At 32.1% G+C, this 23,651-nt stretch carries 28 protein-coding genes; 17 read left to right on the forward strand and 11 right to left on the reverse strand.

Annotation, left to right across the window (positions count from 1 at the left end; translation table 11 throughout):
• Window positions 1–103: 103 nt before the first annotated feature.
• Window positions 104–1,420, reverse strand: a complete 1,317-nt coding sequence (gene ahcY, locus WPG_RS07945) for an adenosylhomocysteinase (RefSeq protein ID WP_045471122.1) — start codon at window positions 1,418–1,420, stop codon at window positions 104–106.
• A 133-nt stretch (window positions 1,421–1,553) separates the two neighbouring features.
• Here ahcY and WPG_RS07950 point away from each other — a divergent pair, with 133 nt between their 5' ends.
• From WPG_RS07950 to WPG_RS07985, 8 genes are all read left to right on the forward strand, one after another.
• The gene (locus WPG_RS07950) at window positions 1,554–2,183 is read left to right on the forward strand and encodes a 4'-phosphopantetheinyl transferase family protein (RefSeq protein ID WP_045471124.1); all 630 of its coding nucleotides are present in this window, start codon (window positions 1,554–1,556) and stop codon (window positions 2,181–2,183) included.
• The gene (locus WPG_RS07955) at window positions 2,180–2,905 is read left to right on the forward strand and encodes a geranylgeranylglyceryl/heptaprenylglyceryl phosphate synthase (RefSeq protein ID WP_045471126.1); all 726 of its coding nucleotides are present in this window, start codon (window positions 2,180–2,182) and stop codon (window positions 2,903–2,905) included. The genes WPG_RS07950 and WPG_RS07955 overlap by 4 nt, the downstream gene beginning before the upstream one ends.
• A 1-nt stretch (window position 2,906) precedes the next feature.
• On the forward strand, window positions 2,907–3,167 hold the full coding sequence (locus WPG_RS07960; RefSeq protein ID WP_045475326.1) for a hypothetical protein: 261 nt from the start codon (window positions 2,907–2,909) through the stop codon (window positions 3,165–3,167).
• Entirely contained in the window at window positions 3,151–3,783 is a 633-nt protein-coding gene (gene pnuC / locus WPG_RS07965; protein ID WP_045471128.1) for a nicotinamide riboside transporter PnuC, read from the forward strand. The genes WPG_RS07960 and pnuC overlap by 17 nt, the downstream gene beginning before the upstream one ends.
• The gene (locus WPG_RS07970) at window positions 3,744–4,322 is read left to right on the forward strand and encodes an AAA family ATPase (RefSeq protein WP_045471130.1); all 579 of its coding nucleotides are present in this window, start codon (window positions 3,744–3,746) and stop codon (window positions 4,320–4,322) included. The genes pnuC and WPG_RS07970 overlap by 40 nt, the downstream gene beginning before the upstream one ends.
• Window positions 4,309–5,865, forward strand: coding sequence for a DUF4301 family protein (locus WPG_RS07975; protein ID WP_045471132.1), 1,557 nt, complete (start codon window positions 4,309–4,311; stop codon window positions 5,863–5,865). The genes WPG_RS07970 and WPG_RS07975 overlap by 14 nt, the downstream gene beginning before the upstream one ends.
• Window positions 5,866–5,867: 2 nt before the next feature.
• A complete protein-coding gene (arfB, locus tag WPG_RS07980) occupies window positions 5,868–6,272 on the forward strand; it encodes an alternative ribosome rescue aminoacyl-tRNA hydrolase ArfB (protein WP_045471134.1) in 405 nt (134 codons plus the stop codon).
• A gap of 339 nt (window positions 6,273–6,611) precedes the next feature.
• Window positions 6,612–8,828 (forward strand): TonB-dependent receptor, encoded by a 2,217-nt coding sequence (locus tag WPG_RS07985; RefSeq protein ID WP_045471136.1) that lies wholly within the window; start codon window positions 6,612–6,614, stop codon window positions 8,826–8,828.
• On the opposite strand, the gene WPG_RS07990 is transcribed toward WPG_RS07985, so the two are convergent.
• Entirely contained in the window at window positions 8,825–9,265 is a 441-nt protein-coding gene (locus tag WPG_RS07990) for a hypothetical protein (RefSeq protein ID WP_144374440.1), read from the reverse strand. The two genes, WPG_RS07985 and WPG_RS07990, sit on opposite strands and share 4 nt — an antisense overlap.
• A gap of 138 nt (window positions 9,266–9,403) precedes the next feature.
• Between WPG_RS07990 and greA the strand changes: the two genes are divergently transcribed.
• Window positions 9,404–9,877, forward strand: coding sequence for a transcription elongation factor GreA (greA, locus tag WPG_RS07995; protein WP_045471138.1), 474 nt, complete (start codon window positions 9,404–9,406; stop codon window positions 9,875–9,877).
• A gap of 97 nt (window positions 9,878–9,974) precedes the next feature.
• Window positions 9,975–10,367, forward strand: a complete 393-nt coding sequence (locus tag WPG_RS08000) for an HIT family protein (protein WP_045471140.1) — start codon at window positions 9,975–9,977, stop codon at window positions 10,365–10,367.
• Between the two features lie 3 nt (window positions 10,368–10,370).
• On the opposite strand, the gene WPG_RS08005 is transcribed toward WPG_RS08000, so the two are convergent.
• Window positions 10,371–11,393, reverse strand: coding sequence for a sensor histidine kinase (locus WPG_RS08005; RefSeq protein ID WP_231850273.1), 1,023 nt, complete (start codon window positions 11,391–11,393; stop codon window positions 10,371–10,373).
• Window positions 11,394–11,653: 260 nt separating this feature from the next.
• On the opposite strand from WPG_RS08005, the gene WPG_RS08010 reads away from it, so the two are divergent.
• The 3 genes from WPG_RS08010 to aat all read left to right on the forward strand — a co-directional run bounded on the left by WPG_RS08010 (window position 11,654) and on the right by aat (window position 13,862).
• On the forward strand, window positions 11,654–12,523 hold the full coding sequence (locus WPG_RS08010) for a flavin reductase family protein (RefSeq protein ID WP_045471144.1): 870 nt from the start codon (window positions 11,654–11,656) through the stop codon (window positions 12,521–12,523).
• 43 nt (window positions 12,524–12,566) lie between these two features.
• Complete coding sequence (locus WPG_RS08015) at window positions 12,567–12,944, forward strand: DUF3127 domain-containing protein (RefSeq protein ID WP_045471146.1); 378 nt, start codon at window positions 12,567–12,569, stop codon at window positions 12,942–12,944.
• 294 nt (window positions 12,945–13,238) lie between these two features.
• The gene (aat, locus tag WPG_RS08020; RefSeq protein ID WP_045471148.1) at window positions 13,239–13,862 is read left to right on the forward strand and encodes a leucyl/phenylalanyl-tRNA--protein transferase; all 624 of its coding nucleotides are present in this window, start codon (window positions 13,239–13,241) and stop codon (window positions 13,860–13,862) included.
• Here aat and WPG_RS08025 read toward each other — a convergent pair.
• From WPG_RS08025 to WPG_RS08035, 3 genes are read right to left on the reverse strand one after another with little or no spacing between them, the layout of a single operon-like run.
• Window positions 13,859–14,545, reverse strand: a complete 687-nt coding sequence (locus WPG_RS08025; RefSeq protein WP_045471150.1) for a DUF2490 domain-containing protein — start codon at window positions 14,543–14,545, stop codon at window positions 13,859–13,861. The genes aat and WPG_RS08025 overlap by 4 nt on opposite strands.
• Window positions 14,526–15,110 (reverse strand): hypothetical protein, encoded by a 585-nt coding sequence (locus WPG_RS08030; protein WP_045471152.1) that lies wholly within the window; start codon window positions 15,108–15,110, stop codon window positions 14,526–14,528. The genes WPG_RS08025 and WPG_RS08030 overlap by 20 nt, the downstream gene beginning before the upstream one ends.
• 2 nt (window positions 15,111–15,112) lie before the next feature.
• Window positions 15,113–15,676 (reverse strand): DNA-3-methyladenine glycosylase I, encoded by a 564-nt coding sequence (locus WPG_RS08035; RefSeq protein WP_045471153.1) that lies wholly within the window; start codon window positions 15,674–15,676, stop codon window positions 15,113–15,115.
• Between the two features lie 87 nt (window positions 15,677–15,763).
• Here WPG_RS08035 and WPG_RS08040 point away from each other — a divergent pair, with 87 nt between their 5' ends.
• Window positions 15,764–16,381: a thioredoxin family protein gene (locus tag WPG_RS08040; protein ID WP_045471155.1), complete on the forward strand. Its 618-nt coding sequence runs from the start codon at window positions 15,764–15,766 to the stop codon at window positions 16,379–16,381.
• Here WPG_RS08040 and WPG_RS08045 read toward each other — a convergent pair.
• The 3 genes from WPG_RS08045 to WPG_RS08055 all read right to left on the reverse strand — a co-directional run bounded on the left by WPG_RS08045 (window position 16,378) and on the right by WPG_RS08055 (window position 18,682).
• Window positions 16,378–17,112, reverse strand: a complete 735-nt coding sequence (locus WPG_RS08045; RefSeq protein WP_045471157.1) for a hypothetical protein — start codon at window positions 17,110–17,112, stop codon at window positions 16,378–16,380. The genes WPG_RS08040 and WPG_RS08045 overlap by 4 nt on opposite strands.
• A gap of 83 nt (window positions 17,113–17,195) precedes the next feature.
• Window positions 17,196–17,891, reverse strand: a complete 696-nt coding sequence (gene truB, locus WPG_RS08050; protein WP_045471159.1) for a tRNA pseudouridine(55) synthase TruB — start codon at window positions 17,889–17,891, stop codon at window positions 17,196–17,198.
• Window positions 17,891–18,682: an undecaprenyl-diphosphate phosphatase gene (locus WPG_RS08055; protein ID WP_045471161.1), complete on the reverse strand. Its 792-nt coding sequence runs from the start codon at window positions 18,680–18,682 to the stop codon at window positions 17,891–17,893. Before WPG_RS08055 ends, truB begins: the two co-directional genes overlap by 1 nt.
• A 154-nt stretch (window positions 18,683–18,836) precedes the next feature.
• Between WPG_RS08055 and WPG_RS08060 the strand changes: the two genes are divergently transcribed.
• The 3 genes from WPG_RS08060 to WPG_RS08070 are packed head-to-tail and all read left to right on the forward strand — an operon-like array spanning window position 18,837 to window position 22,988.
• Window positions 18,837–20,153: an amylo-alpha-1,6-glucosidase gene (locus tag WPG_RS08060; protein ID WP_045471163.1), complete on the forward strand. Its 1,317-nt coding sequence runs from the start codon at window positions 18,837–18,839 to the stop codon at window positions 20,151–20,153.
• Window positions 20,150–21,856, forward strand: coding sequence for a sodium:solute symporter family transporter (locus WPG_RS08065; RefSeq protein ID WP_045471165.1), 1,707 nt, complete (start codon window positions 20,150–20,152; stop codon window positions 21,854–21,856). The genes WPG_RS08060 and WPG_RS08065 overlap by 4 nt, the downstream gene beginning before the upstream one ends.
• Before the next feature lie 7 nt (window positions 21,857–21,863).
• Window positions 21,864–22,988, forward strand: a complete 1,125-nt coding sequence (locus tag WPG_RS08070) for a glycerate kinase (protein WP_045471167.1) — start codon at window positions 21,864–21,866, stop codon at window positions 22,986–22,988.
• Window positions 22,989–22,990: 2 nt separating this feature from the next.
• Here WPG_RS08070 and WPG_RS08075 read toward each other — a convergent pair whose 3' ends face one another.
• Both WPG_RS08075 and WPG_RS08080 read right to left on the reverse strand, forming a co-directional pair.
• Window positions 22,991–23,245 (reverse strand): DUF3098 domain-containing protein, encoded by a 255-nt coding sequence (locus tag WPG_RS08075; protein WP_045475328.1) that lies wholly within the window; start codon window positions 23,243–23,245, stop codon window positions 22,991–22,993.
• Window position 23,246: 1 nt separating this feature from the next.
• Complete coding sequence (locus WPG_RS08080) at window positions 23,247–23,606, reverse strand: hypothetical protein (protein WP_045471169.1); 360 nt, start codon at window positions 23,604–23,606, stop codon at window positions 23,247–23,249.
• Window positions 23,607–23,651: the final 45 nt, after the last annotated feature.

The raw sequence follows: 23,651 nt of genomic DNA on the forward strand, positions 1-23,651 counted from the left end.
AATATAAGTAAATTTTAAACTATTCTAGAAAAGAAAAACCCTCACATTTCTGCAAGGGTTTATATTTATATTCTAAGATTCTTCGCTTTCGCTCAGAATGACATTAATAACGATAATGCTCAGGCTTATAAGGCCCTTCAACTTTAACGCCAATGTAATCAGCTTGGTAATCTGCTAATTCAGTAAGCTCTACACCAATTTTTGCTAAGTGTAATTTTGCTACTTTTTCGTCTAAAGCTTTCGGTAACATATAAACATCGTTTCCGTATGCTTCAGCGTTATTCCAAAGTTCGATTTGTGCTAAGGTTTGGTTAGTAAATGAATTACTCATTACAAAACTAGGATGACCAGTTGCACAACCTAAGTTGACTAAGCGACCTTCAGCTAAAAGAATAATATCTTTTCCGTTGATGGTGTATTTATCTACTTGAGGCTTAATTGTATCCTTAGTACTACCATGCTTTTCATTTAACCAACCTACTTGTATTTCATTGTCAAAGTGACCAATATTAGCCACAATAACTTTGTCTTTCATAGCTTCGAAATGCTCAGCACGTACAATATCTTTATTTCCTGTCGTTGTAATAATGATATCAGAATTACCAACTACAGTTTCTAATTTCTTTACTTCAAAACCGTCCATTGCAGCTTGTAATGCACAAATAGGATCAATTTCTGTAACTGTTACAATAGAACCAGCACCTTTAAAAGACGCAGCAGTACCTTTACCAACATCTCCATAACCACAAACCGTTACACGTTTTCCAGCTAACATAATATCTGTAGCTCTTCTAATCGCATCTACAGCAGATTCTTTACAACCATATTTGTTATCAAACTTAGATTTAGTAACCGAATCGTTTACATTAATAGCTGGCATTGGTAGAGTTCCATTTTTTACACGTTCGTAAAGTCTATGAACTCCAGTAGTTGTTTCTTCAGATAAACCATTTATTCCATCAGCCAATTCTGGGTATTTATCTAATACCATGTTAGTTAAATCACCACCATCATCTAAAATCATATTTAGTGGTTGTCTATCTTCTCCAAAGAATAAAGTTTGCTCAATACACCAGTCAAACTCTTCTTCAGTCATGTCTTTCCATGCATATACAGCAGTACCAGCCGCAGCAATAGCAGCCGCAGCCTGATCTTGAGTAGAGAATATATTACAAGAACTCCAAGTTACTTCTGCTCCAAGTGCTTGTAATGTTTCAATTAAAACAGCAGTTTGTATGGTCATATGTAAACAGCCTGCAATACGCGCTCCTTTTAAAGGTTGCTCGTTTTGGTATTCTTCACGAAGACTCATTAAACCTGGCATTTCTGCTTCAGCTAATTCAATTTCTTTTCTTCCCCAAGCCGCAAGCGACACGTCTTTTACCTTATTAGGTACATAAGCAATTGTTTTTGTACTCATATTCTTTTTTTCTTTTTATTTTTTAATGAAATGCCTTTGGGATTTAGCACTTAATTTGGTTAAATTCGCTTACCAAAAATGCTAAATCTGCCTAAGGCAGTGCAAAGATAATCAATAGGATTCAGAATATTAAATGCCACTGTATAAATCCATTAGTGTAAACTCACAAACTACTGTTAAAATCTGGAAGATTGAAGAATCTTATACCGAATTAGTGAGACCACTCGATTTAAAACCTCAAAGTTTAGAGCGTGTTTTAGGTATGAAAAGTGAACTACATCAACGAGGATTTTTGAGTGTTAGGCATCTACTTAGAGAATTTGGTTATACAGATCAGGATTTAGATTACGATGATAATGGAAAACCATATTTAAAAGATGGTAAACATATTTCAATTACGCATTCCTTTACCTTTTCGGGAGTCATTATAAGTGATAAAGAAGTGGGTATTGATATTGAAAAACAACGAGACAAAATCGCAGTTATAGCCAAGAAATTTGTAAACTATGAATTCAATTACTTAGATATAAAAGCTAAGGATTATATCAAGAAATTAACGGTGATCTGGGGAATTAAAGAATCTTTATACAAATTATTTGCAACGCCAGGAATGTTATTTAGAGAACACTTTTTGGTGATTCCTTTTATGTTAGAGGATAGTGAGACTATTGCTTGGATAGATTATAAAGATAGAAAATATAGGTATAATACAGCTTTTTTAGAGTTTGAAGATTTTACTTGTGCTTATGTCATTCCGGAATGAAAGGTATATATCAAAATATAATTACTTCAATTTCAAATTCTGAAAAACTATTAGCTGTTTTAATTGATCCAGATAAAATGAAGCCTAAAGTAGTTTCATCATTCATTTCTAAAGTTAATCAATCATTAGCAACACATATTTTTGTTGGTGGAAGTGAAGTTGAAGAAGGATTTACTGATGCTCTAGTTACAGAAATTAAAAAACATACAGGATTACCTATCATTTTGTTTCCTGGAGATGTAACTCAGATTACAGATAAAGCAGATGCAATTTTATTTTTGTCTTTAATTTCAGGAAGGAATCCAGACTATTTAATTGGGAAACATGTTGAAGCCGTTTCAAAATTGTCTAAAATGAATCTTGAAGTGCTTCCAACGGGTTATTTATTGATTGAAAATGGGAAACAAACATCAGTAGAACGTGTTAGTAAAACTAAGCCTATTAAACGAAATCAGATTCAATCCATTATTAATACAGCAAAGGCAGGTGAACTTTTAGGCATGAAACTAATTTATTTGGAAGCTGGGAGTGGTGCTAAAGATTCAATTGATAGTCATACAATTTCAATGGTGAAGCAAGAATTAAATGTTCCTCTTATTGTTGGAGGAGGTATAAGAAGTAAAGTAGAATTAGAATTAGCATTTAAAGCTGGAGCCGATCTAGTAGTTATTGGTACAGCCTTTGAAGAAGATGAATCGTTCTTTAATGAAATTAAAAAATAACATGAATATTTCAGTAGATTTAACCTTATCGCCGTTACAAGATGATTATGAAAAGCATGTCATAAAATTTATAAAACATTTACGAGCTTCAAAATTTACGGTATTAGAGAATCCTTTAAGTTCTCAAGTTTATGGTGATTATGATAGCTTAATGCCATTTTTAACTCAAGAAATAAAGCGTTCATTCAATGATGTCGATATTTCAGTATTGCAAATGAAAATTGTAAAAACAGACAGAAGCGACTATGAACCAGATTTTTGATTTTTTTCTAAATACTTACCAAGGCAGAGAAACCCATCTAATAATTCTCGAGGTAATTGCTTTTGTATTCGGCATTGCGAGTGTAGTATATGCAAAAAGAGAAAATATATTAGTTTACCCAACTGGTTTAATTGCAACAATTATAACAGTTTATTTGTTTTTGCACGATGAATTATTGGGTGATATGATGATGAATTTTTATTATTCCGTCATGAGTATATATGGCTGGTGGAATTGGTCTCGTAAAAAAGGAAGCAAATATGTTGTACCTATTTCTAGAACAAATACAAGAGATAAATTGATTGGATTTGGAATGTTTGTTGCAACTATGGTTGTTACTTATATTGTATATAAAGCTTATGGAACTGAAATTAATTCATCTAACTATATAGATATTTTTACGTCTGGAGTATTTTTTACGGCTATGTGGTTTATGGCAAATAAAAAGCTTGAAAACTGGACACTCTGGATTTTTGCAGATATTATTACTGTACCCCTTTATGCATATAGAGGTTGGGGAATGTTATCACTACAATATCTTATCTTTACAATCTTAGCAATTCAAGGCTATTACGCATGGAAGAAAAGCTTAAACAACAACCAAGTGACTGCATAAAAGTAGTTTTGTTTGGCCCTGAATCTACAGGGAAAACAACACTTTCTAAACAACTCGCAAGACATTATAGTTCAGTCTGGGTACGCGAGTACGCAAGAGAATATTTACAAGACAAATGGAACAATGAACGTAACACTTGTGAGCCAAAAGATCTATTGCCAATTGCTGTTGGACAAATGAAACTTGAAAACGAATTGGCTCAAAAAACAGAGTCAGTTTTAATATGTGATACAGATTTATTGGAAACAAAAGTTTACAGTGAAGCCTATTACTCAGGTACATGTGACCCGATTTTGGAGACATATGCTCTAAAAAATTTTTATGACCTATATTTTTTAACCTATATTGACACCCCTTGGGAAGCTGATGATCTCAGAGATAAACCCAATGAAAGAGAACGCATGTTCAAAGCTTTTGAGTCTACCCTAAAAACATATAACAAACCTTATGTTTTATTAAAAGGGAATAAACAAGAACGACTTAGATTAGCTATTGAGTATATTGATAACCTACTAGAACAAAAAAATGAGTTTTACTAAAAACGACATTAACCAAATCGAACGTAAAGGTTTGACTTTACAACATGTCGAATCCCAAATTGAACTTTTTAAAACAGGAATACCTTTTACAAATATTGCTGAAGCAGCAACAATCGGTAACGGTATTGTTGCTTTAAATGATAAATTAATAAAAGAGTCCACTACTTTTTTTGAAGAAAAAAAGGATGATATATCACTTGTGAAATTTGTGCCGGCTTCTGGCGCTGCAACACGAATGTTTAAATTTTTGTTTCAGTTCATAAAAGAATACAATCCCAGTAAAGAATCAATAAACGCTTTTATAAATAAGAGCAAGCTTAAAGATCTGGCTTTGTTTTCTATTGGATTAGAAAAATTACCCTTTTACAAGTTAGTATTAGAAGATCTACAATCTAAAGATATTGATTTTAACACCTTGTCTATCAGTAAAAAAATATGGCATTTTGTAAAAGCTATGTTAGATGAAGATGGACTAAATTATGGGAATTCACCAAAAGGATTATTACCATTTCACAAATATAAAAGCAACCACATTTCTACAGCTTTTGAGGAGCACTTGTATGAAGCTGCATTGTATGCCTCTGTAAATAATAAAGCAGAACTTCATTTTACAATTTCAGAACGTTTTAAAGATAAATTCAATGAAGAATTTAAACGTATTGAAGAATACGTAGAGAATGGAACAGGAGTTTCTTTTAATATTTCATTTTCATACCAGCATGAATCTACAGATACTATTGCTGTAACTTTAAAAGATGAGCCATTTAGAGAAGATGATCAATCTTTACTATTTAGACCATCTGGTCATGGTGCTTTATTAAAAAACTTAAATACACTTGATGCGGATATTATTTTTGTAAAAAACATTGATAATGTTGTTGTAAAATATTATAAAGAAGAAGTTGCTAAGTATAAAAAGGTTTTAGCAGGAATTTTGCTAAAATTACAAGCAAAGACATTTGATTTTCTACACTATTTAGATGCTAAAGATTCAACACAAGTCGAATTTAAAGCCATTGAAGACTTTTTAAGTCAAGAGATGAGCATAAAAATATCGAGTGAATATAGAAAATATACAGATTATTATAAGATTGAATATTTAAGAGAAAAACTAAATCGCCCAATCCGTATTTGCGGTATGGTTAAAAACGAAGGTGAGCCAGGTGGTGGACCATTTTGGGTAAAGAATAAATATTCTAATCAATCACTTCATATTGTAGAGTCCGCTCAAATTAATTTAAAGGATAAAAAACAAAAAGGCTTACTTAAAAATGCTACTCATTTTAATCCAGTAGATTTAGTTTGCGGTGTGAAAAATTATAAGGGAGAGAAATTTGATTTAGAAAAGTATGTAGATTATAATGCAGCGTTTATTACAATGAAAACTAAAACAGGGAAAGATTTAAAAGCTTTAGAATTACCAGGTCTTTGGAATGGTAGTATGGCCTTTTGGAATACCATTTTTGTTGAAGTACCAATTATTACTTTCAATCCAGTAAAAACAGTTAACGACCTACTTAAAGCACCACACCAAATTAAATAGCTGTGGATGTAGAACTTCTTAAGTCTGAATTATCTTATAAATTTGTTAGAAGCTCGGGTAGTGGAGGACAGCATGTGAACAAAGTGTCTTCTAAAGCGGAATTATATTTTAATCTTCAAGAATCTGCAATTTTCAATGTAGATGAAAAATTAAAGCTTTCTGAATTTTTTAAAAATAGATTAAGCAAAAATCACATTCTAGTTTTGACTTGTGACGAAAGTCGCAGCCAATTTAGAAATAAGGCGATTGTAACGGAACGTTTTTTGGAATTAATTGAAGAAGGTTTAAAGGAGGAAAAAGAAAGAAAACCTACCAAAATTCCTAAATCTATAAAAGGAAAACGCCTTAATAATAAACGCAAAAATTCAGAAAGGAAAGCGAGTCGAAAAAAACCAGAGATTGATTAAAATAAATTATCAATTATCGCTTGTCATTATTTATTTGTAGATTATATTTGCAGCGTTCTCAAAAAAGGGGTGCCTATTTAACGGCTGAGATCATACCCATTGAACCTGCGCAGGTAATGCTGTGAAGGAAACGAGCGTTAAGAAAATGTCAAGTTGACATTTTTAGCGAGTGCGATTAGGTCATCAATGTTGGTTTTTACTTCTGAATCTGATGATTATTCATATTAGGATTCAAAATAAAAATCAGTATATGAAATATTGTATAAGTACTATGCTCAAAAACTAATTATTAACCAAGAATAATGACCTCTTTTTATTCGATTATAAAACTATAGTCGTATGAAAATTTTATTCAGCAATCTGCAAAAAATCAGTAGGCAGAAAGCGACACTTTTCATTTTTTTATTATGTATTTGTTCAGTTTATGGACAAGAAAAAAAACAAGATTCTACAACAACAGAAAAACTAGATGAAGTTTTAGTTAAAGCAGTTAGAGTAGACGCTAAATCACCAATTACGCATTCAAACGTAACTAAGAAGGAAATTGCTAAACGTAATTTAGGGCAAGATATTCCTATCTTATTAAATTTTTTGCCATCAGTAGTTACAACTACAGATGCTGGAGCCGGAGTAGGTTACACAGGTATTAGAGTAAGAGGTGTAAGCCCACAATCTACAAACATTACTATCAACGGTATTCCATATAACGATGCCGAATCTTTAGGAACATTTTGGGTTAATTTAGGTGATTTTGCATCGTCTGTAGAAAGTTTGCAATTACAGCGTGGCGTTGGGACATCAACAAATGGGTCAGGTGCATTTGGAGCAAGTATAAACGTGCTAACAGATGCAGTATCAAAAGAAGCTTCAGGTGAAATTTCTAATTCTTTTGGAAGTTTTAATACTAGAAAACATACGGTGAAATTTAGTACTGGTTTAATGAATAACCATTTCGAAATCGCTGGTCGTTTATCTAATATAGCTTCAGATGGTTACATAGATCGTGCTTCCGCAGATTTGAAATCTTACTTCTTACAAGGATCATATGTCGATGATAACACTTTAATAAAAGCCATAACATTTGGTGGTAATGAAGTAACCTATCAATCTTGGTATGGATTAGAAGATTTGAATACATTAGAAAACGATAGAACTTTTAATGTGGCTGGTATTTATACCGATGCGAATGGAAATACCCAGTTTTACGACAATGAAGTTGATAATTACAGTCAAGATCATTATCAATTACACTGGAATCAGCGTTACAATAGCCAATGGTCAACTACGCTTGGGTTAAACTACACCTATGGCCGTGGTTATTTTGAACAATATAAAGAAGATGAAGATTTTGATGATTACGGATTTACAGAATTGTCCATAGGAGGTGAAACTGTAAATACAACCGATTTAATTCGTCGACGTTGGTTAGATAATGACTTTTATGTTATAAATGCAAACGCTAATTACAAAGACAATAATTTAAACTTAATTTTTGGTGGTTCTTATAGTCATTATAATGGGGATCATTTTGGTGAAGTCATTTGGGCAGAGTTTGCAAGCCAAAGTGAAATAAGAGACCGATATTATGACGGAAATAGTAAAAAGAATGATTTGTCTATTTTTTCTAAAGCAAATTATAGAGTGAATGAGAAAGTAAGTCTTTATGGTGATTTACAAATGAGAAATGTCACCTATAAAACTACAGGAAATACATCTGATTTAGTTGATTTTGAAGTTGATAAAAAGTTTACATTTTTTAACCCAAAAGTGGGAATTACTTACGATTTAAATTCAGATAATAGTTTGTATTTCTCTTATGCTAGAGCAAATAGAGAGCCAAATCGTACAGATTTTGAAAGTAATCCAAATATAGAAGCAGAACAATTAAATGATTTTGAATTAGGTTGGAGACACAATCAAAGTGGCTTTACATTTAATGTAAATGCCTACTATATGTTATACAATCAGCAGCTAGTCCTTTCTGGTCAGTTAGACGATGTAGGCAACCCAATTAGAACCAATAGTGGTAAAAGTTACCGATTAGGATTAGAATTAGAGGCGGTTATCCCAGTAAATTCTAAGTTAACATTACAACCTAATATGACGATTAGTGCTAATAAGAATAGTGAAACTATTATTCCGTTTGATGGTGTTTTACAAAATCTTGGTAAAACAGATATTTCATTTTCACCAAATTTAGTTGCTGCAAATGCGATTGTATATCAGCCAATCAAAAACTTTCAAATATCATTATTAAGCAAGTTTGTTGGTGATCAATTTATGAGTAATACAGAAGCAGAACGTTCTAAATTAGATAGTTTCTTTATTAATGATTTTAATATCAGTTACACGCTAAAAACTAAATTGGTTTTTGATTCGGTAGTGTTTACCGGCTTAGTAAATAATATTTTTAATGTAGAATACATCTCTAATGGATATTACTATACTTATGATGATACTTGGTCTAATCCAGGAACAGTTGCTACAATTGAAGGAGCCGGTTTTTATCCACAAGCAACTCGGAACTTTTTAGTAGGTATAACCTTAAATTTTTAATTACTTACGAGATAAGTATTATTACCAATAGCCTCTACTCTGTATGGTTTTAAAGTACAGGGTGGAGGATTATCTCCAGAAAAAGTACCTGTTGCTAAGAAATAGGTGTTAGCATCTTGGCAACCGCTTGTAGCTGAAACATTATCTGACGAAATAGTTAGAGCTGAGCAACCTGAAGGAGTACGATTAGGATCAGCACCATCCCAAGCTAAGAGAGTGGCAGAAGTTAATCGGTATAAGATAATACCTTCATTACCTTGACCCTCAACTCTTACAGCATTTCCGGGAAATAAAAGTTGATTAAACTGAGGTAGATTAAGATTAACAGTGAGGTTTACACCAACGTTAAGCAAAAAGTTACAGTTGTTATTGTCATCATTTTTATTGCAACCGAAAATTGTAATAAAAGAAGCTAGTAAAAGCAGTTTTTTCATCATTAAATTTTGAAGGGCAATTTACGATTATTTCAACTATACCGTAAATATTTTATATATTTGCATTGTAATCTCGTCAGCGCGAGATTTTTTTTATTCTGAATATACATCAGAATACCTAATAAGTAAAACGAATGAATTATGAGTAAAGTATCTTATTATACAGCTGAAGGATTAAAAAAATTAAGAGACGAGCTAAGTCAATTAAAAGATATAGAACGTCCTAAAGCTTCTCAGGCAATTGCAGAAGCAAGAGATAAAGGTGATTTAAGTGAAAATGCTGAATACGATGCAGCTAAAGAAGCTCAAGGCATGTTAGAAATGAAGATTTCTAAAATGGAGGAAGCTTTAGCAGGTGCGCGTGTTATTGACGAATCTCAATTAGATACGTCTAAGGTCCTTGCTTTATCTATAGTGAAGATTAAAAATCAAGTTAATGGTATGGAAATGACCTATACCTTAGTTGCAGAAACTGAAGCGGATTTAGCATCTGGTAAAATATCAGTAAATTCGCCTATTGGCAAAGGTTTGCTAGGGAAATCTGTAGGTGATGTAGCGGAAATCCAAGTACCAAATGGAACTATGAAATTTGATATTCTTGAGATTTCTAGGTAATTAAATTCTTCCAAGGACAAGAATTCAATACATATATTATTAAAAGATTCTGTTTTGCAAGAATCTTTTTATCTTTATAGTATTTTCAACTTATCATATGGCTACATTATTTACAAAAATAATTTCAGGAGATATTCCGTCATACAAAGTAGCTGAAACTGAAGATTTCTATGCATTTTTAGATATTAATCCAAATTCAAAAGGGCATACTTTATGTATTCCTAAAAAGGAAGTTGACAAAATTTTTGATTTAGATGAGGAAACTTATTTGGCGTTAATGCAGTTTTCGAGACGTGTGGCCTTAGCGATAGAAAAAGCAATACCTTGTGAACGTGTTGGGATTTCTGTTATAGGCTTAGAAGTACCACATGTGCATGTACATTTAATTCCATTACATACCATGGAAAATGCGCGTTTCACATATAAAGAAAAGTTAAATCCTGAAGAGTTTATAAGTATAGCAAATAAAATTTCGTCGTATTTAGACTAAAAATTAAACGGTCTTTAACATAATCTGAATTGTAGTACCTTTTCCAATTTCAGAACTAAGAACTTTTATTTTCCCATTATGATAATCTTCAATAATGCGCCTAGCTAAAGAAAGTCCAAGTCCCCAACCACGTTTTTTAGTGGTATAACCTGGCTCAAAAATTTTATTGAATTGTGGTTTAGAAATCCCTTTTCCGGTGTCTGTAATATTAATTAAAATTTGCTTATCATTTTGAGACAATTCTAATTTTAGATGACCTTTTCCTTTCATAGCATCAATCGCATTTTTCACTAGGTTTTCAATGGTCCAACTGTAAAGTTGAGCATTGAGATTAACATTGATTATACGTTTAGGAATATTACTTTCAAAATTTATAAGTTTAGATGATCTTGCTTTAAGATAATCGTAAGATGATTGTGTAGCTTCAACAATATCTATTGTTTTTAAAGTAGGAGCAGAACCAATTTTACTAAAACGTTCGGTTATGGTTTGTAAACGATCTATATCTTTTTCTATTTCTACAATATAGTCGGGATTCACATTTTCGGATTTCAATATTTCTGTCCAACCAACTAATGAAGATAAAGGTGTTCCGATTTGATGAGCAGTTTCTTTAGCCATACCTGTCCAAAGCTTATTTTGAGTTGCAATTTTAGAACTTCGGTAGAAGAAATAAGCGACTGCGCCAAATAAGAATATGATAAGTAATAAAGCTAATGGATAGTATTTTAATTTATTTAATAATGGCGAGTTACCATAGTAAAGTGTCGATAGAACTTTGTCTTTATAACGTATTACAATAGGTTGATTTTCCCGTTCAAATTTCTTTATTAGGTTCATAACATAAACCGTGTCTTGAGCCTTTTCCTCGTCAATATTATTGTGCTCAAAACTACCATCACTATCAACCTTTATCATTGGAGTGGTAGTGTTACTCTTTAAAATTTCTAGAGGTAATTCTCCAATATCAGCATCTAAATTAGTGGTCTTTTTTAGTTCCTTTTGAGCAAAGGACCAATTCTTCATTTTACTTCGCTCTTCAGCTTTAAAGTTTTGAAAAAACATATACGTATTCCAAAGGATAAGAGAGATGGTGATAAAGGAAGCAATAATAATAATCCAGCGGATTATATTTCGGTTTAAACTCAAGGTCATTGGTTAGTACAATTTCTTTTATACTTTTTAAATATAATGTAAAACTGTTAATAATATTGTGCTCTAATGTTTATAAAATGATTTCGCTTGCAGCTTATTATAATTATATTTGTTGAAAATCAGTTGACTACATGATTTCCTTAAATCCTAAAGACCTTTCTACCGGTAGATTACATGGTTATTTATTAAGTGCTGTAGCGCCTAGACCTATAGCTTTTGCTAGTACAATTGATACGGATGGGAATTCTAATTTGTCGCCTTTTAGTTTCTTTAATGTATTTAGTGCTAATCCACCAATACTTATTTTTTCACCAGCAAGACGAGTTAGAGATAATAGTATAAAGCATACTTTAATAAATGCTGAAGCTGTTAAAGAAGTAGTAATTAACGTGGTGAATTATGATATTGTACATCAAATGTCTTTGTCTAGCACAGAATATCCTGAAGATGTAAATGAATTTGAAAAAGCAGGATTAACCATGTTATCTTCAGATAAAGTAAAGCCATTTAGAGTTGCAGAATCTCCTGTTCAGTTTGAATGTAAGGTTAATGAGGTTGTTCATTTAGGAACTGAAGGAGGTGCAGGTAATTTAGTGATATGTGAAGTTGTAAAACTTCATATAGCTAATGAGGTTATGAATGCAGATAGTACTATAAATCAAGAGGCTTTGGATTTAGTAGCCAGAGCAGGCGGAAGTTACTATAGTAGAGCAAAAAGAGGTTTCTTTGAAATTCCTAAGCCTTTAAAAACTATGGGAATTGGCGTTGATGGTTTACCAGAGCATGTTAGAAATAGCATGATTTTAACAGGGAATAACTTAGGTATGTTAGCCAATGTAGATACATTGCCTAGTGAAGACGAAGTCAACCAATTTATAAAAGATATAAGTGAACGTTATCCTGAAATTGAAAACGCTACACATAGAAAAAAACATAAACTTGCTCAAAATTATTTGAGCTATGGAGACGTAGAAAGTGCATGGAAGTTATTACTTTCGTAGTCTCAAAAAAATACAATTACTAATAATTATAGATTAAGCAAAAATGGAAGTACAAGGACGTATTAAAGTAGTAGGAGAAACACAAACCTTTGGGAGTAATGGGTTTAGAAAAAGAGAAGTAGTAGTGACTACAGAAGAGCAATACCCACAACATATTATGGTTGAGTTTGTTCAAGATAAAACAGATTTATTGAATAACTATCAAGTAGGTCAACAAGTAAAGATTAATATTAACTTAAGAGGAAGAGAATGGGTAAACCCACAAGGAGAGACTAAGTACTTTAACTCAATACAAGGTTGGAGAATTGAAGCATTACAATCTGAAGCTGCTGGCGGAGATATGCCTCCAGTACCACCAACTGAAGCTTTTGAACCTGTAACAGATTTTAAAGATGGTGATCACGACGATTTACCATTCTAATTAAAAAGACTACGATTAAAAGGAAGGCTTGTCTTAATTTAAGGCAAGTCTTTTTTGTTTCTATTATAGTAATTAGAAGACTGCTAAAAATTAAAAAAGTCCTGATGGTTAATCAGGACTTAATATTGTGGTTTTAGGTTTGACCTCTACTAACAAACTTAAAAAAAAGCAATGATGAACAAAATTTATTTCATAAAGGTCATGTCAAATATCAATAAAATTCTTATACTATCAAAGCTAAAAGCCTTATTTAACAGCATAAATGTTAAAAAAATGTTATAGAAATCCAAGTTTATGCACTTTTTAACTCAAAAAATAGAATTCCCTAATGTTACTGAAGCCACAATAGATGGATTGCTAGCGGTTGGTGGTGATTTATCGGCAGAACGCTTACTATATGCCTATTCCAATGGTATCTTCCCATGGTTTGAAGTCGAAGAGCCTATACTTTGGTGGTCACCAGACCCACGATTTGTACTATACCCTAAGGATTTGAAGATTTCTAAAAGCATGAAACAGGTTTTGAGAAAAAATCATTTTAAAGTCACAGAAAATAAAGCTTTTAATAAAGTGATTGAGAATTGTGCCGAGGCAAAACGTCGAGGGCAAAAAGGAACTTGGATTACTGATGACATGTTAGAAGCTTATATTAAACTACATGAATTAGGGTATGCCAAGTCAATAGAGGTTTGGCAAAATAACGATTTAGTTGGTGGTTTATATGGTATAGATATAAAGAATCAAATTTTTTGTGGCGAAAGCATGTTTGCTAAAGTTAGTAATGCCAGTAAAGTTGGGTTTATCACTTTTGTTCAAAATTCTAATTACAAATTAATTGATTGTCAGTTACATACTAATCATTTAGAGAGTCTTGGTGGGAAGCATATTAAAAGGTCAGAGTTTTTAAAATTCCTTTAAATTTTTAAACTTGCTGAAGTTAAAAAGAACAATCTCTCTTCTGTATTTATATTAAAAGCTTCGAAACGATATTCTAGTCCTATTTGAAGTTTTAATTTTTCTGAAATGAGCCAACCAAATTGTGCAGTCGTTCTATGATCTATTTCTGATTTTATTTTAGAACTTTGACTAAGTAAAGCTTCCATGGAAGTTACAAGATAAGATTCACCAACATCTAGTTTTTCACCATTTAGCGGAAAGTCTATAGCAAAACGATATCTAGATCTAAAAATAGTGAGACGCTCTAGAATTCTTTGTTCAAAACGAAACCTATGTGCAAATCTAGTTGCCAAAACTTTTTTGGTATAATTAAATTGCTGTGTTAAGCGCAGTTCATTACTTCCACCATCAAAGGTTTCTCTAAAGCGGTATTGAATCCCAAGACTAAAACTATTATTGTAGTTGAGCTTAAAGGATGAGAATTGAGCTAAGTCTATTTGTCTATTTTCAAAACCAAATTCATTATCTCTATATAAATAATAGCGAGAACGTACAGCAAAGTTGATCTTATAATTCCCGGAAATAGTTTTGTTTATAGCGAATCCAGATTCACCAAGAGTCTCAAAATTATTTTGAGAAAAACTGCAATAGCTATAAATTAAAGCAGCTAAGAATAATAGTCGATTAATACAAGGCGTGCTCATATGAATCAGGATTTATAATCTTAAAACTTAAAAACAAGCCATCTTTATCGAATGTAAATTCTCTGATATCGCGTTTAGAACCTGTTTTTACTTCTGTAATGATCTCGTAATTCACTTCCGACTTACTTTCTTTTGACAGAACTTTGTTTAAGAACTCAGTTGGGTCTTGTGTAGAGTCATAAACATATTGTTTTTGTAGTTTAATATGTCTCGCTTTTTTGTAATTGTTTTTAAAATAGCTTTCAATTTGAGACTTTATATTTTCTTCTAATTGTTTTAATTTTATTGTTAACTCAATATCTTCAATAATTCCTTCAAGATTCAATTCTAAGCTGAAACGTTGCTTTTTGTATTTAAATTTTGCTTCAAAACTTTCTTTGGTACCATCAGTTTCTTTATGATAGCGTAATCGTTTACAATTTTTAGGAAGTGTTTTTATAACAGTGATAGCATCCTTTGGAAACTTATTTAAGTCTACACGCTCCTCTTTCTCATTTTTAGCTTGAGAAAAAGCCAATGATGATAATAGAATACTAAATGTTATAAGTAGTACTTTAGATTTCATATTTAGACTTCGTTATACCTAAAACAAGAGGTCTCATGATCATTTACCATACCTGTAGCTTGCATATGCGCATAGACAACAGTAGATCCTACAAATTTAAATCCACGCTTTTTTAAGTCTTTGCTTAAGGTATCACTAAGAGGAGTATTAGCAGGAGCATCCTTATAATTTTCAAGTTTATTCAGTATTGGTTTTTCATTTACAAAATCCCATATATATTTTGAGAATGATCCAAATTCATCTTGAATCTTCATAAAAGCCTGAGCATTTGTTATAGTTGCTTTTATTTTGAGCTTATTTCTTATAATTCCGGCATCTTGTAACAGTGCATCAATTTTTGCTTGGTTGTAAGATGCAATTGTTTTATAATTGAAATTATCAAAAGCCTTTCTAAAATTTTCACGCTTTCTTAAAACGGTTATCCAGCTTAAACCAGCTTGAAAGGTTTCTAAAATTAAATATTCGAATAAAGTATCGTCATCATAAACAGGCACTCCCCATTCTTCATCATGATAAGCTTCGTATAAAGAGTCGCCAACGCACCAACCACATCTATGTTTTTCCATAACTGTAAGGAATTTAATTTAGTGCTACTAATGTAACAACTGTTGCATAAAAAATAGCAATAGAACCTTAATTTTGTACTAACGACTATGGAAGTTTTAGAAACACCTATGATAAACGATATAATTTCAGATAGCCTTAAAAAAGGCACAACATATTCAGAATACCGCACTTTAGTTTCTGATTTAGTTGAAAATAAAACAACAACAGGAAATGAAAAAACAGAGGTATTAGTAAATTATACTATGCTTAACGATAGACGAATGAAACGTTGGGATAAAACTGTAAAAGTTTCTGATGAGATAAAAGAAAAAATTGAAAAATTCAACAGAAAAACGACTTGGTTAGTGATTACTGAAAGTTGGTGTGGAGATGCTGCACATGTGATGCCTGTAATAAACAAAGTAGCAGAACTTAACGATAAAATTGATTATAAAGTGGTGCTTCGTGATGAAAATGATGCTCTTATGAATCAGTTTTTAACTAATGGAGGAAAAGCAATCCCAAAGTTGATTATGATTGATAATGAAACGAGTGAGGTGATTAACACATTTGGACCAAGGCCATCCATTGCTACTGATTTAGTAAATAACTATAAAGCAGAACATGGGAAATTAACACCAGAGTTTAAAGAGGATTTACAGCGCTGGTATAATAAAGATAAAGGTAAATCTACACTCGAGGATTTAGTAAATCTATTAGATTAACGCTTACCTTTAAATAAAAATGTAATGGTTCCTATTTGGTCTTTTCTTGTGGAGGCATCAAACTGAACTGATTTTGCGTACTGAATAGCGGAATCAATTAAACATTGATTATTAGAATTGGAAGATCCGTTGATGTAGGCTTCAAACACATTTCCGGTTTGGTTTACTCGTATGCTAACGACAATTTTGCCTCCTTTTTCGCATAAGTATCGTGGTATTTCGTAATAGCCAAGTGTTCTACCTTTTAAAGAATAAGTAAGCGTACTTTTTGACTTAGCATGCTCACCAGCTATTTTCTTATTCTCTAATCTTTTATTTAGTTCTTTTTGAAGCTTTTTATAAGATTGGGTCTCCTCAGAGTTTAATGCATAAGCATTACCATTAGCATAAGATTTATTAAGATTAGTTTCTTCTTGTACTTCACTTGATTTAGCTTCAGCTATAGCTTTTGTGGTACGTTCAAAATCATTTGCACTAACGGTTTTGAAGTTACGCATCATTTCTTTGTATTCCTGGTCTTCATTAAAGGCTTTGTTAGTGGACTCTGCTTTTAAATCTTCAATTTCTTGGAGTTCTTTTTCTGTCTTTTCAGATTCTGGTTCTAGTAGATAATAACTTTCAGTTATGAGTTTACCCTTTAGTTTTAATTGCATGCTGAATAAACCTAAAACAACAATACCTGTTACAAAAAATGTAATTATAGCTGCTTTATGTTGTTCAATCCAATTCAATTAGGTCATCTTTTATCTGAATGTTATATACGAATATAACAACGAAATAGTTTAAAATAAAATCTTAAACGCGTGTTAAATGCCTATTTAGAAGGGAGATTTTCTATAAAAACTTCTGGAGTCATGGCACTTTCAACTTTAAAATCACCTATCCTAGTGCGTCGTAATTCTGATAAATGTGCACCAGAATTTAAAGCTTTGCCAAAGTCGTGAGCTAGCGAACGAATGTATGTACCTTTACTACAAGCGACTCTAAATCTTAACTCTACACCCTTTATTGAAGTGATTTCAAACTCGGTAATCTCAACTTGTCTAGACTTAATTTCAACTTTTTCACCTGCTCTAGCAAATTCATATAAACGTTTTCCATCTTTTTTAATGGCAGAGAACAATGGTGGAAATTGCTCAATCTTACCAATAAATTGATCCGTAGTTTTATGAATCAATTCTTCAGAGATATGCTCAGTTGAGAAAGTCTCGTCTATTTCAGTTTCTAAGTCAAAGGAAGGAGTTGTACTGCCTAAAACAAAAGTGCCTGTATATTCTTTTTCTTGACCTTGAAACGTATTAATTTGCTTTGTCATTTTACCAGTACAAATCACTAATAAACCAGTGGCTAAAGGATCTAATGTGCCAGCATGTCCTACCTTAATTTTTTTAATTGAGAATGCCTGCCTTATGGCCCAACGTAATTTATTAACAGCTTGAAAAGATGTCCATGTTAGGGGTTTGTCAATTAATAAAACTTGACCGTTTTTAAATTCTTCTTCGGTTGTCATTAGAGTTGTGACCAGATTATAGCAATAACACCTACAATGATACAATAGATGGCGAAGTAGCTAAGTTTGCTTTGTTTTACGAGCTTAATCATCCAAGTACAAGCAATTAAGCCAGATACAAATGCCGCAATAAAACCAAAACTCAATGCTGTAAAATTGGAGCTGTCATAGGTTAAATCTCCACTAAGAATATCTTTTGCAATTTTCCCAAAAATTAATGGTACCACCATTAGAAATGAAAAGCGAGCGGCTTTGGTTTTATCATTTCCTAAAAGAACGGAAGTGGAAATTGTAGCGCCAGAACGTGATATACCTGGAAGCATAGCAATGGCTTGAGAAATACCAATTATAAATGCATTAGAGAACGATACTTTTTTTTCTGTATTTTTTGCTCTGTCAGCCAAGAATAATAAAACTGCTGTTACAATAAGCATACAACCTACTAATAGAATGTTCCCGCCGAAAAGTGCTTCTAGTTGTTCTTCAAAAAATAAACCAACTATAACGGCAGGTATCATAGATATCGCAATTTTAGAAATAAACTGCAAATCTTCATTCCACTGAAACTTAAAAACACCTTTTAGAATTTCTAAAATGTCTTTTCTAAAAACTACAATAGTGCTTAATGCAGTGGCAAAATGTAGTACTACAGTAAACATTAAACTTTCTTCTGGTACTGAGTTATCACCAAGAATTGCTTTTCCTAGTTCTAAGTGTCCGCTACTAGAAACAGGTAAAAACTCAGTTAAACCTTGAATAATTCCTAATAATACTGCGTCTAAAATTTCCATAGCACAAAAGTAGCATTAATAAGAAACGATAGACAAAAAAATATTAAAAATCATTTTATACCCAAGATTAATATTTGTCTATAATTAAATTCGATTAATATATTTATTCTAATTTTAGAAAACTTTCAGACGACTAAGGATTCAATTAGAATATATGATAGATAAAAATTTAGTAAAAGGAGCAATAAATGTTCTCAATTCTAATTTTAATGACCAACAAGGATTTACAATTCCTTGCGAAGGTCTATACCCTTTTCAATGGCATTGGGATTCTGGTTTTATTTCTATCGGTTTTGCACATTATGATCCAAATAAAGCTAAAAGAGAAATTGAAGCTTTGTTAAGTGGGCAATGGGCTAATGGTTTTATTCCGCATATTGTTTTTCATAACGATAGTGACACGTATTTTCCTGGTCCAGATTATCATCGCACAGATTTGCATCCAGATTGCCCAAAGAATGTGAAAACAACTGGAATTACACAACCTCCTGTGACTGGGTTTGTACTAAAAGAACTCTATGATATAGTAGAGGACAAAGCTGATATGTTAACCTTTATAAAGCAAAACATAGATAAGATTTATAAGAATCATGAGCATTTTTATAGGCATAGAGATCCAAATAAAGAAGGTTTAGTTTATATATATCATAATTGGGAATCTGGTACAGATAATTCACCAATTTGGGATGAAATATGGGAAACCATGGATCCTCCAAAATATAAATACGAGAGAAAAGATACAACACATGTAGATGCTGCTCAGCGACCAACCAATAGAGAGTATGATAATTATATCCATCTTTTAGAGATTGCAAAAGCACATAATTATGATGATGCTAAAATTGCAGAATTATCACCATTTTTAGTGCAAGATCCTCTTTTTAACGCGATGCTTATAAAATCTAATACAGCATTAATTGAGCTCTATGAATTGATAGGTGGTCACGAAGAGAAAAGAACCACTTTAAATCAATGGCAAACAAAAGCAAAAGCAAGATTTAATGAGAAGTTGTTTAATAAAGACTTAAATGCTTATGTGCATTACGATTTACGAAATGAGAAGCAATTATCTCACATAACTTCATCATCCTTTACGCCACTTTTTGCTGGTATACCAAGTAAAGAACGTGCCACTCTTTTGGTAAATACTTTAATGACTAAATTTGGAGAAGAAGAAAGTTATCTATGCGCTTCTTTTGATCCGCAAAGTGATAAGTTTAATCCTGTAAAATACTGGCGAGGTCCGGTTTGGATTAATTTAAATTGGCTACTTTTTAGAGGATTGAAATCCTATGATTTTATAGACATTGCAAAACGAATAAAAGCCGACACATTGACTTTAATTGAAGAACACGGTTTTTACGAATATTTTGACTCTAGGAAATTGGAAGGTAAAAATGGCGCTTATGGCGGCAATAATTTTTCTTGGAGTGCCGCATTAACAATCGACTTATTAAAAGACAAATTATGAATTGGCTAGACTACACAGTAATTGCAGTTTACCTTATAGGCTTTATGGCTATTGGTTACTTTTTTAAAGAGAATAAAAATTCTGAAGATTACTTTTTAGGAGGAAAAAGTTTAGGCTGGTTTCCTCTAAGTTTATCCACAATGGCAACACAATTATCAGCCATTAGTTTTATTTCTGCACCAGCTTTTGTAGGCTTAAAAGCTAATGGGGGTATGAAATGGTTAACCTTTGAGTTTGCTGTTCCGTTAGCGATGATTGGAATTATGTTTTTTATAATTCCACCATTATATAAGTCTGGGATTGTAAGTATCTACGAATATTTGGAACGTCGTTTTTCTAAATCTACTCGAAAACTTATCAGTGTTGTTTTTCAAATTAGTCGTGCTTTAGGAACAGGTGTTATGGTATTTACTATGGCATTAATTATACAAGCTGTTGCTGGTATAAGTTTTCACTGGACCCTTCTAATTATTAGTGTTGTAACTTTAGTCTATTCTTATCAAGGAGGAATGAAAGCCGTAGTTTGGGGTGATGCTATACAAATGATAATTTTGTTTGCTGGGCTTATTATTTGCTTAATTATTGGATATGGTTTATTAAAAGATACCGGAACTTTCGAAGGTTTCGATGCTGACCGACTTCAAGTGATTGATTTTTCTAATCTAGGTTTATTTAGTGGTGAGGATTATGGATTTTGGCCAATGTTTATTGGTGGATTGTTTTTGTATTTATCGTATTATGGTACTGATCAAACACAGGCGCAACGCTTATTATCAGCGAAGAATGAAGGTACTATTAAAAAACTATTACTAGCTAACGGTCTGCTGCGATTCCCTGTAGTTTTAGTCTATTGTATTATGGGACTAATTATTGGGTATTTAGTAACCAGCATACCTGAATTTTATGAAAGTATACAGCAAACAACGAAGGTTCATTATCCAGCAGAATTTGCTAAAAGCGGTTTGAAGCCCGATTTAATGATTCCTGTTTTTATTACTAATTATCTCCCAAATGGACTTATTGGAATTCTGATGGTAGGTATTATGTCTGCAGCGATGTCTTCATTAAGTTCAACTATAAATTCATTAAGTGCTGTTACTATTGAAGATTTCTTTAATAGTGGTGAAGAGAAGTTATCTGAGAAAAAATATATGTTCCTATCAAAAGGGTTAGTAGTTTTTTGGGGAACTATCTGTATAGCTGCAGCTTATCTTTTTGGTAATAGTCAGAGTACAGTAATAGAATTAATAAATGCTATATCATCCTTGTTTTTTGGACCAATATTAGCAGCCTTTATAATTGCAATTTTCTTTAAGAAGGTCAATCATATAGGAATGAATTGGGCAATTGTAACAGCAGTAGCTGTTAATTTGATTTTCAAATATCTACCAGAGATAGTGTACTTTTTTAGCCAAGGTAGTTTTTATTCTGGAGAGGGTTCAATTCATACAGCGCTTGTAGAAATAGGAATTAATAATGTGCCAGATTTATTTTGGATTTGGTATAACTTCACTGGGTTTATTATTGCTGTTATTGTTGCCATTATAGTTAGTAAACTCACTAAAAAAGTACCTACGAAACAAATGGAACTATCGTATAGTTTTAATCATAAGGACCTCTTACAAAAAGAGAGTGTAATTCTCATTTTCTTTTTTGTTTTCATATTCATTTTTAGTTATTTCCTTCCAAGTATTTTAGGTTAGTTAGATTATGAAAATCATTCTGGCACCAGATAAATTTAAAGGTTCACTAACAGGTATTGAGTTTTGTAATATTATAGAACCTATATTATCGTCTAACCTAAATGCTGAGGTAATTAAATTACCATTAGCTGATGGAGGTGATGGTACTATAGAAGTCATAAATTATTATTTAGATGGGAAAACGATTCAAGCTAAGGTCAATAATCCCATTTTTGAATCCGTATTAGCCTCTTATTTGTATTCAGAAAACTCTAAAGTAGCTTTTATAGAAATGGCTGAAGCCTCTGGCATGAAGCTTCTCGATTCTAAGCATCAGAACTGTATGTATACATCAACCTATGGTACAGGCGAATTAATACTAGATGCCATAGATAAAGGAGCAGAATACATTATTTTAGGATTAGGCGGCAGTGCTACCAATGATTGTGGTATAGGTATGGCAACGGCTTTAGGTTATCGCTTTTTAGACGAGGAAAACAAAGAGGTTAAACCTATCGGTAGTCAGTTAATTAGTATTAATTCCATTGACAATACTTTGGTAGATAAACGATTAAAATCAATTAATTTTCAAATAGCCTGTGATGTTACCAACCCTTTGTATGGGGAAGAAGGTGCTGCATACATTTACGCCAAACAAAAAGGGGCGAACGATTCAGAAATTGAATATTTAGACAATGGATTGCAAAATATTTCAAAGGTATTAGACCATCATTTTAATATAGTAACTCAAAAAATAAAAGGAGCAGGTGCAGCTGGAGGTATGGGAGCAGGTTGTGTCACGTTTTTAAATGCCGAATTATCACCAGGTATAGAATTAATAAAGGAGATGGCACAGTTCGATTCTAAAATTAAAGGAGCAGATTGGATTATTACAGGTGAAGGTCAATTCGATGATCAAACACTATCAGGAAAAGCGCTCAGTGGTGTTATAAACTCTGCAAAGAATGATGGAATTAATGTTGCTGCTTTTTGTGGTAATATAGATTTAGAACGAGATCAGATAAACCAAATGGGTATAACGTATTATGCTGCTATAATGGATAAAGCCAAAAATTTCGAAGATGCTATTCTAAACACAAAGTTATATCTAAAGGAAATCACAGAAGTATTTACTCAAAAAATTAGTCTGTAATATTATTTCTTATTTGGGTTTAAAAGAATAGCATAGACCTGAATACCAAAACCAATTAAAACTAAGGTTGGAGCTAAACGAATACGTCTCCAACTAAAAATAGAAGGGTCAAATACATTTGGGTCGTCACTTCCACCACCAGCCATCAAAATGAAGCCGATAACAATAAATGCTAATCCAATAAATAGCCATTTGTAGTTTTTCTTGCCAAATATAAATTCAACTTTATTATTGTCTTTACGTTTTTTTTCTCCCATCTTAATTAAATTCTGTAAAAATAATCTCATCACCTAAAGCCATTTGCGAAATATGCTCTGAAGTGATACCACCCATTATCTTAGCTAAATGCAAAGTAACGGTTTTATTTAAAACTTTTGTCTTAAGAGAATCTAAATTTAAGCCTTGCTCTAATCCTCTATTAATATAATAGAAATCACTACCATCATCGTAAAAAACAATATCGTAGCTCGTACCTTCTTTAATTTTGGTGATTTTCACTTCAATGGTTTTACAATCTTCTGGCTTCGTATTTTGAATAACACAGGATCTTAGTAAAAAAAACAAAGCTAAGAGTAGAGTTAAGCTTATAGCTACTGTAGTAATGGTTGATTTTTTCATCATTGGTGGTTTTAAAGGCTAACGAAAATCAACATAATTTATTTT

The sequence above is a fragment of the Winogradskyella sp. PG-2 genome (assembly GCF_000828715.1).
In the GTDB taxonomy this organism is placed as follows: domain Bacteria; phylum Bacteroidota; class Bacteroidia; order Flavobacteriales; family Flavobacteriaceae; genus Winogradskyella.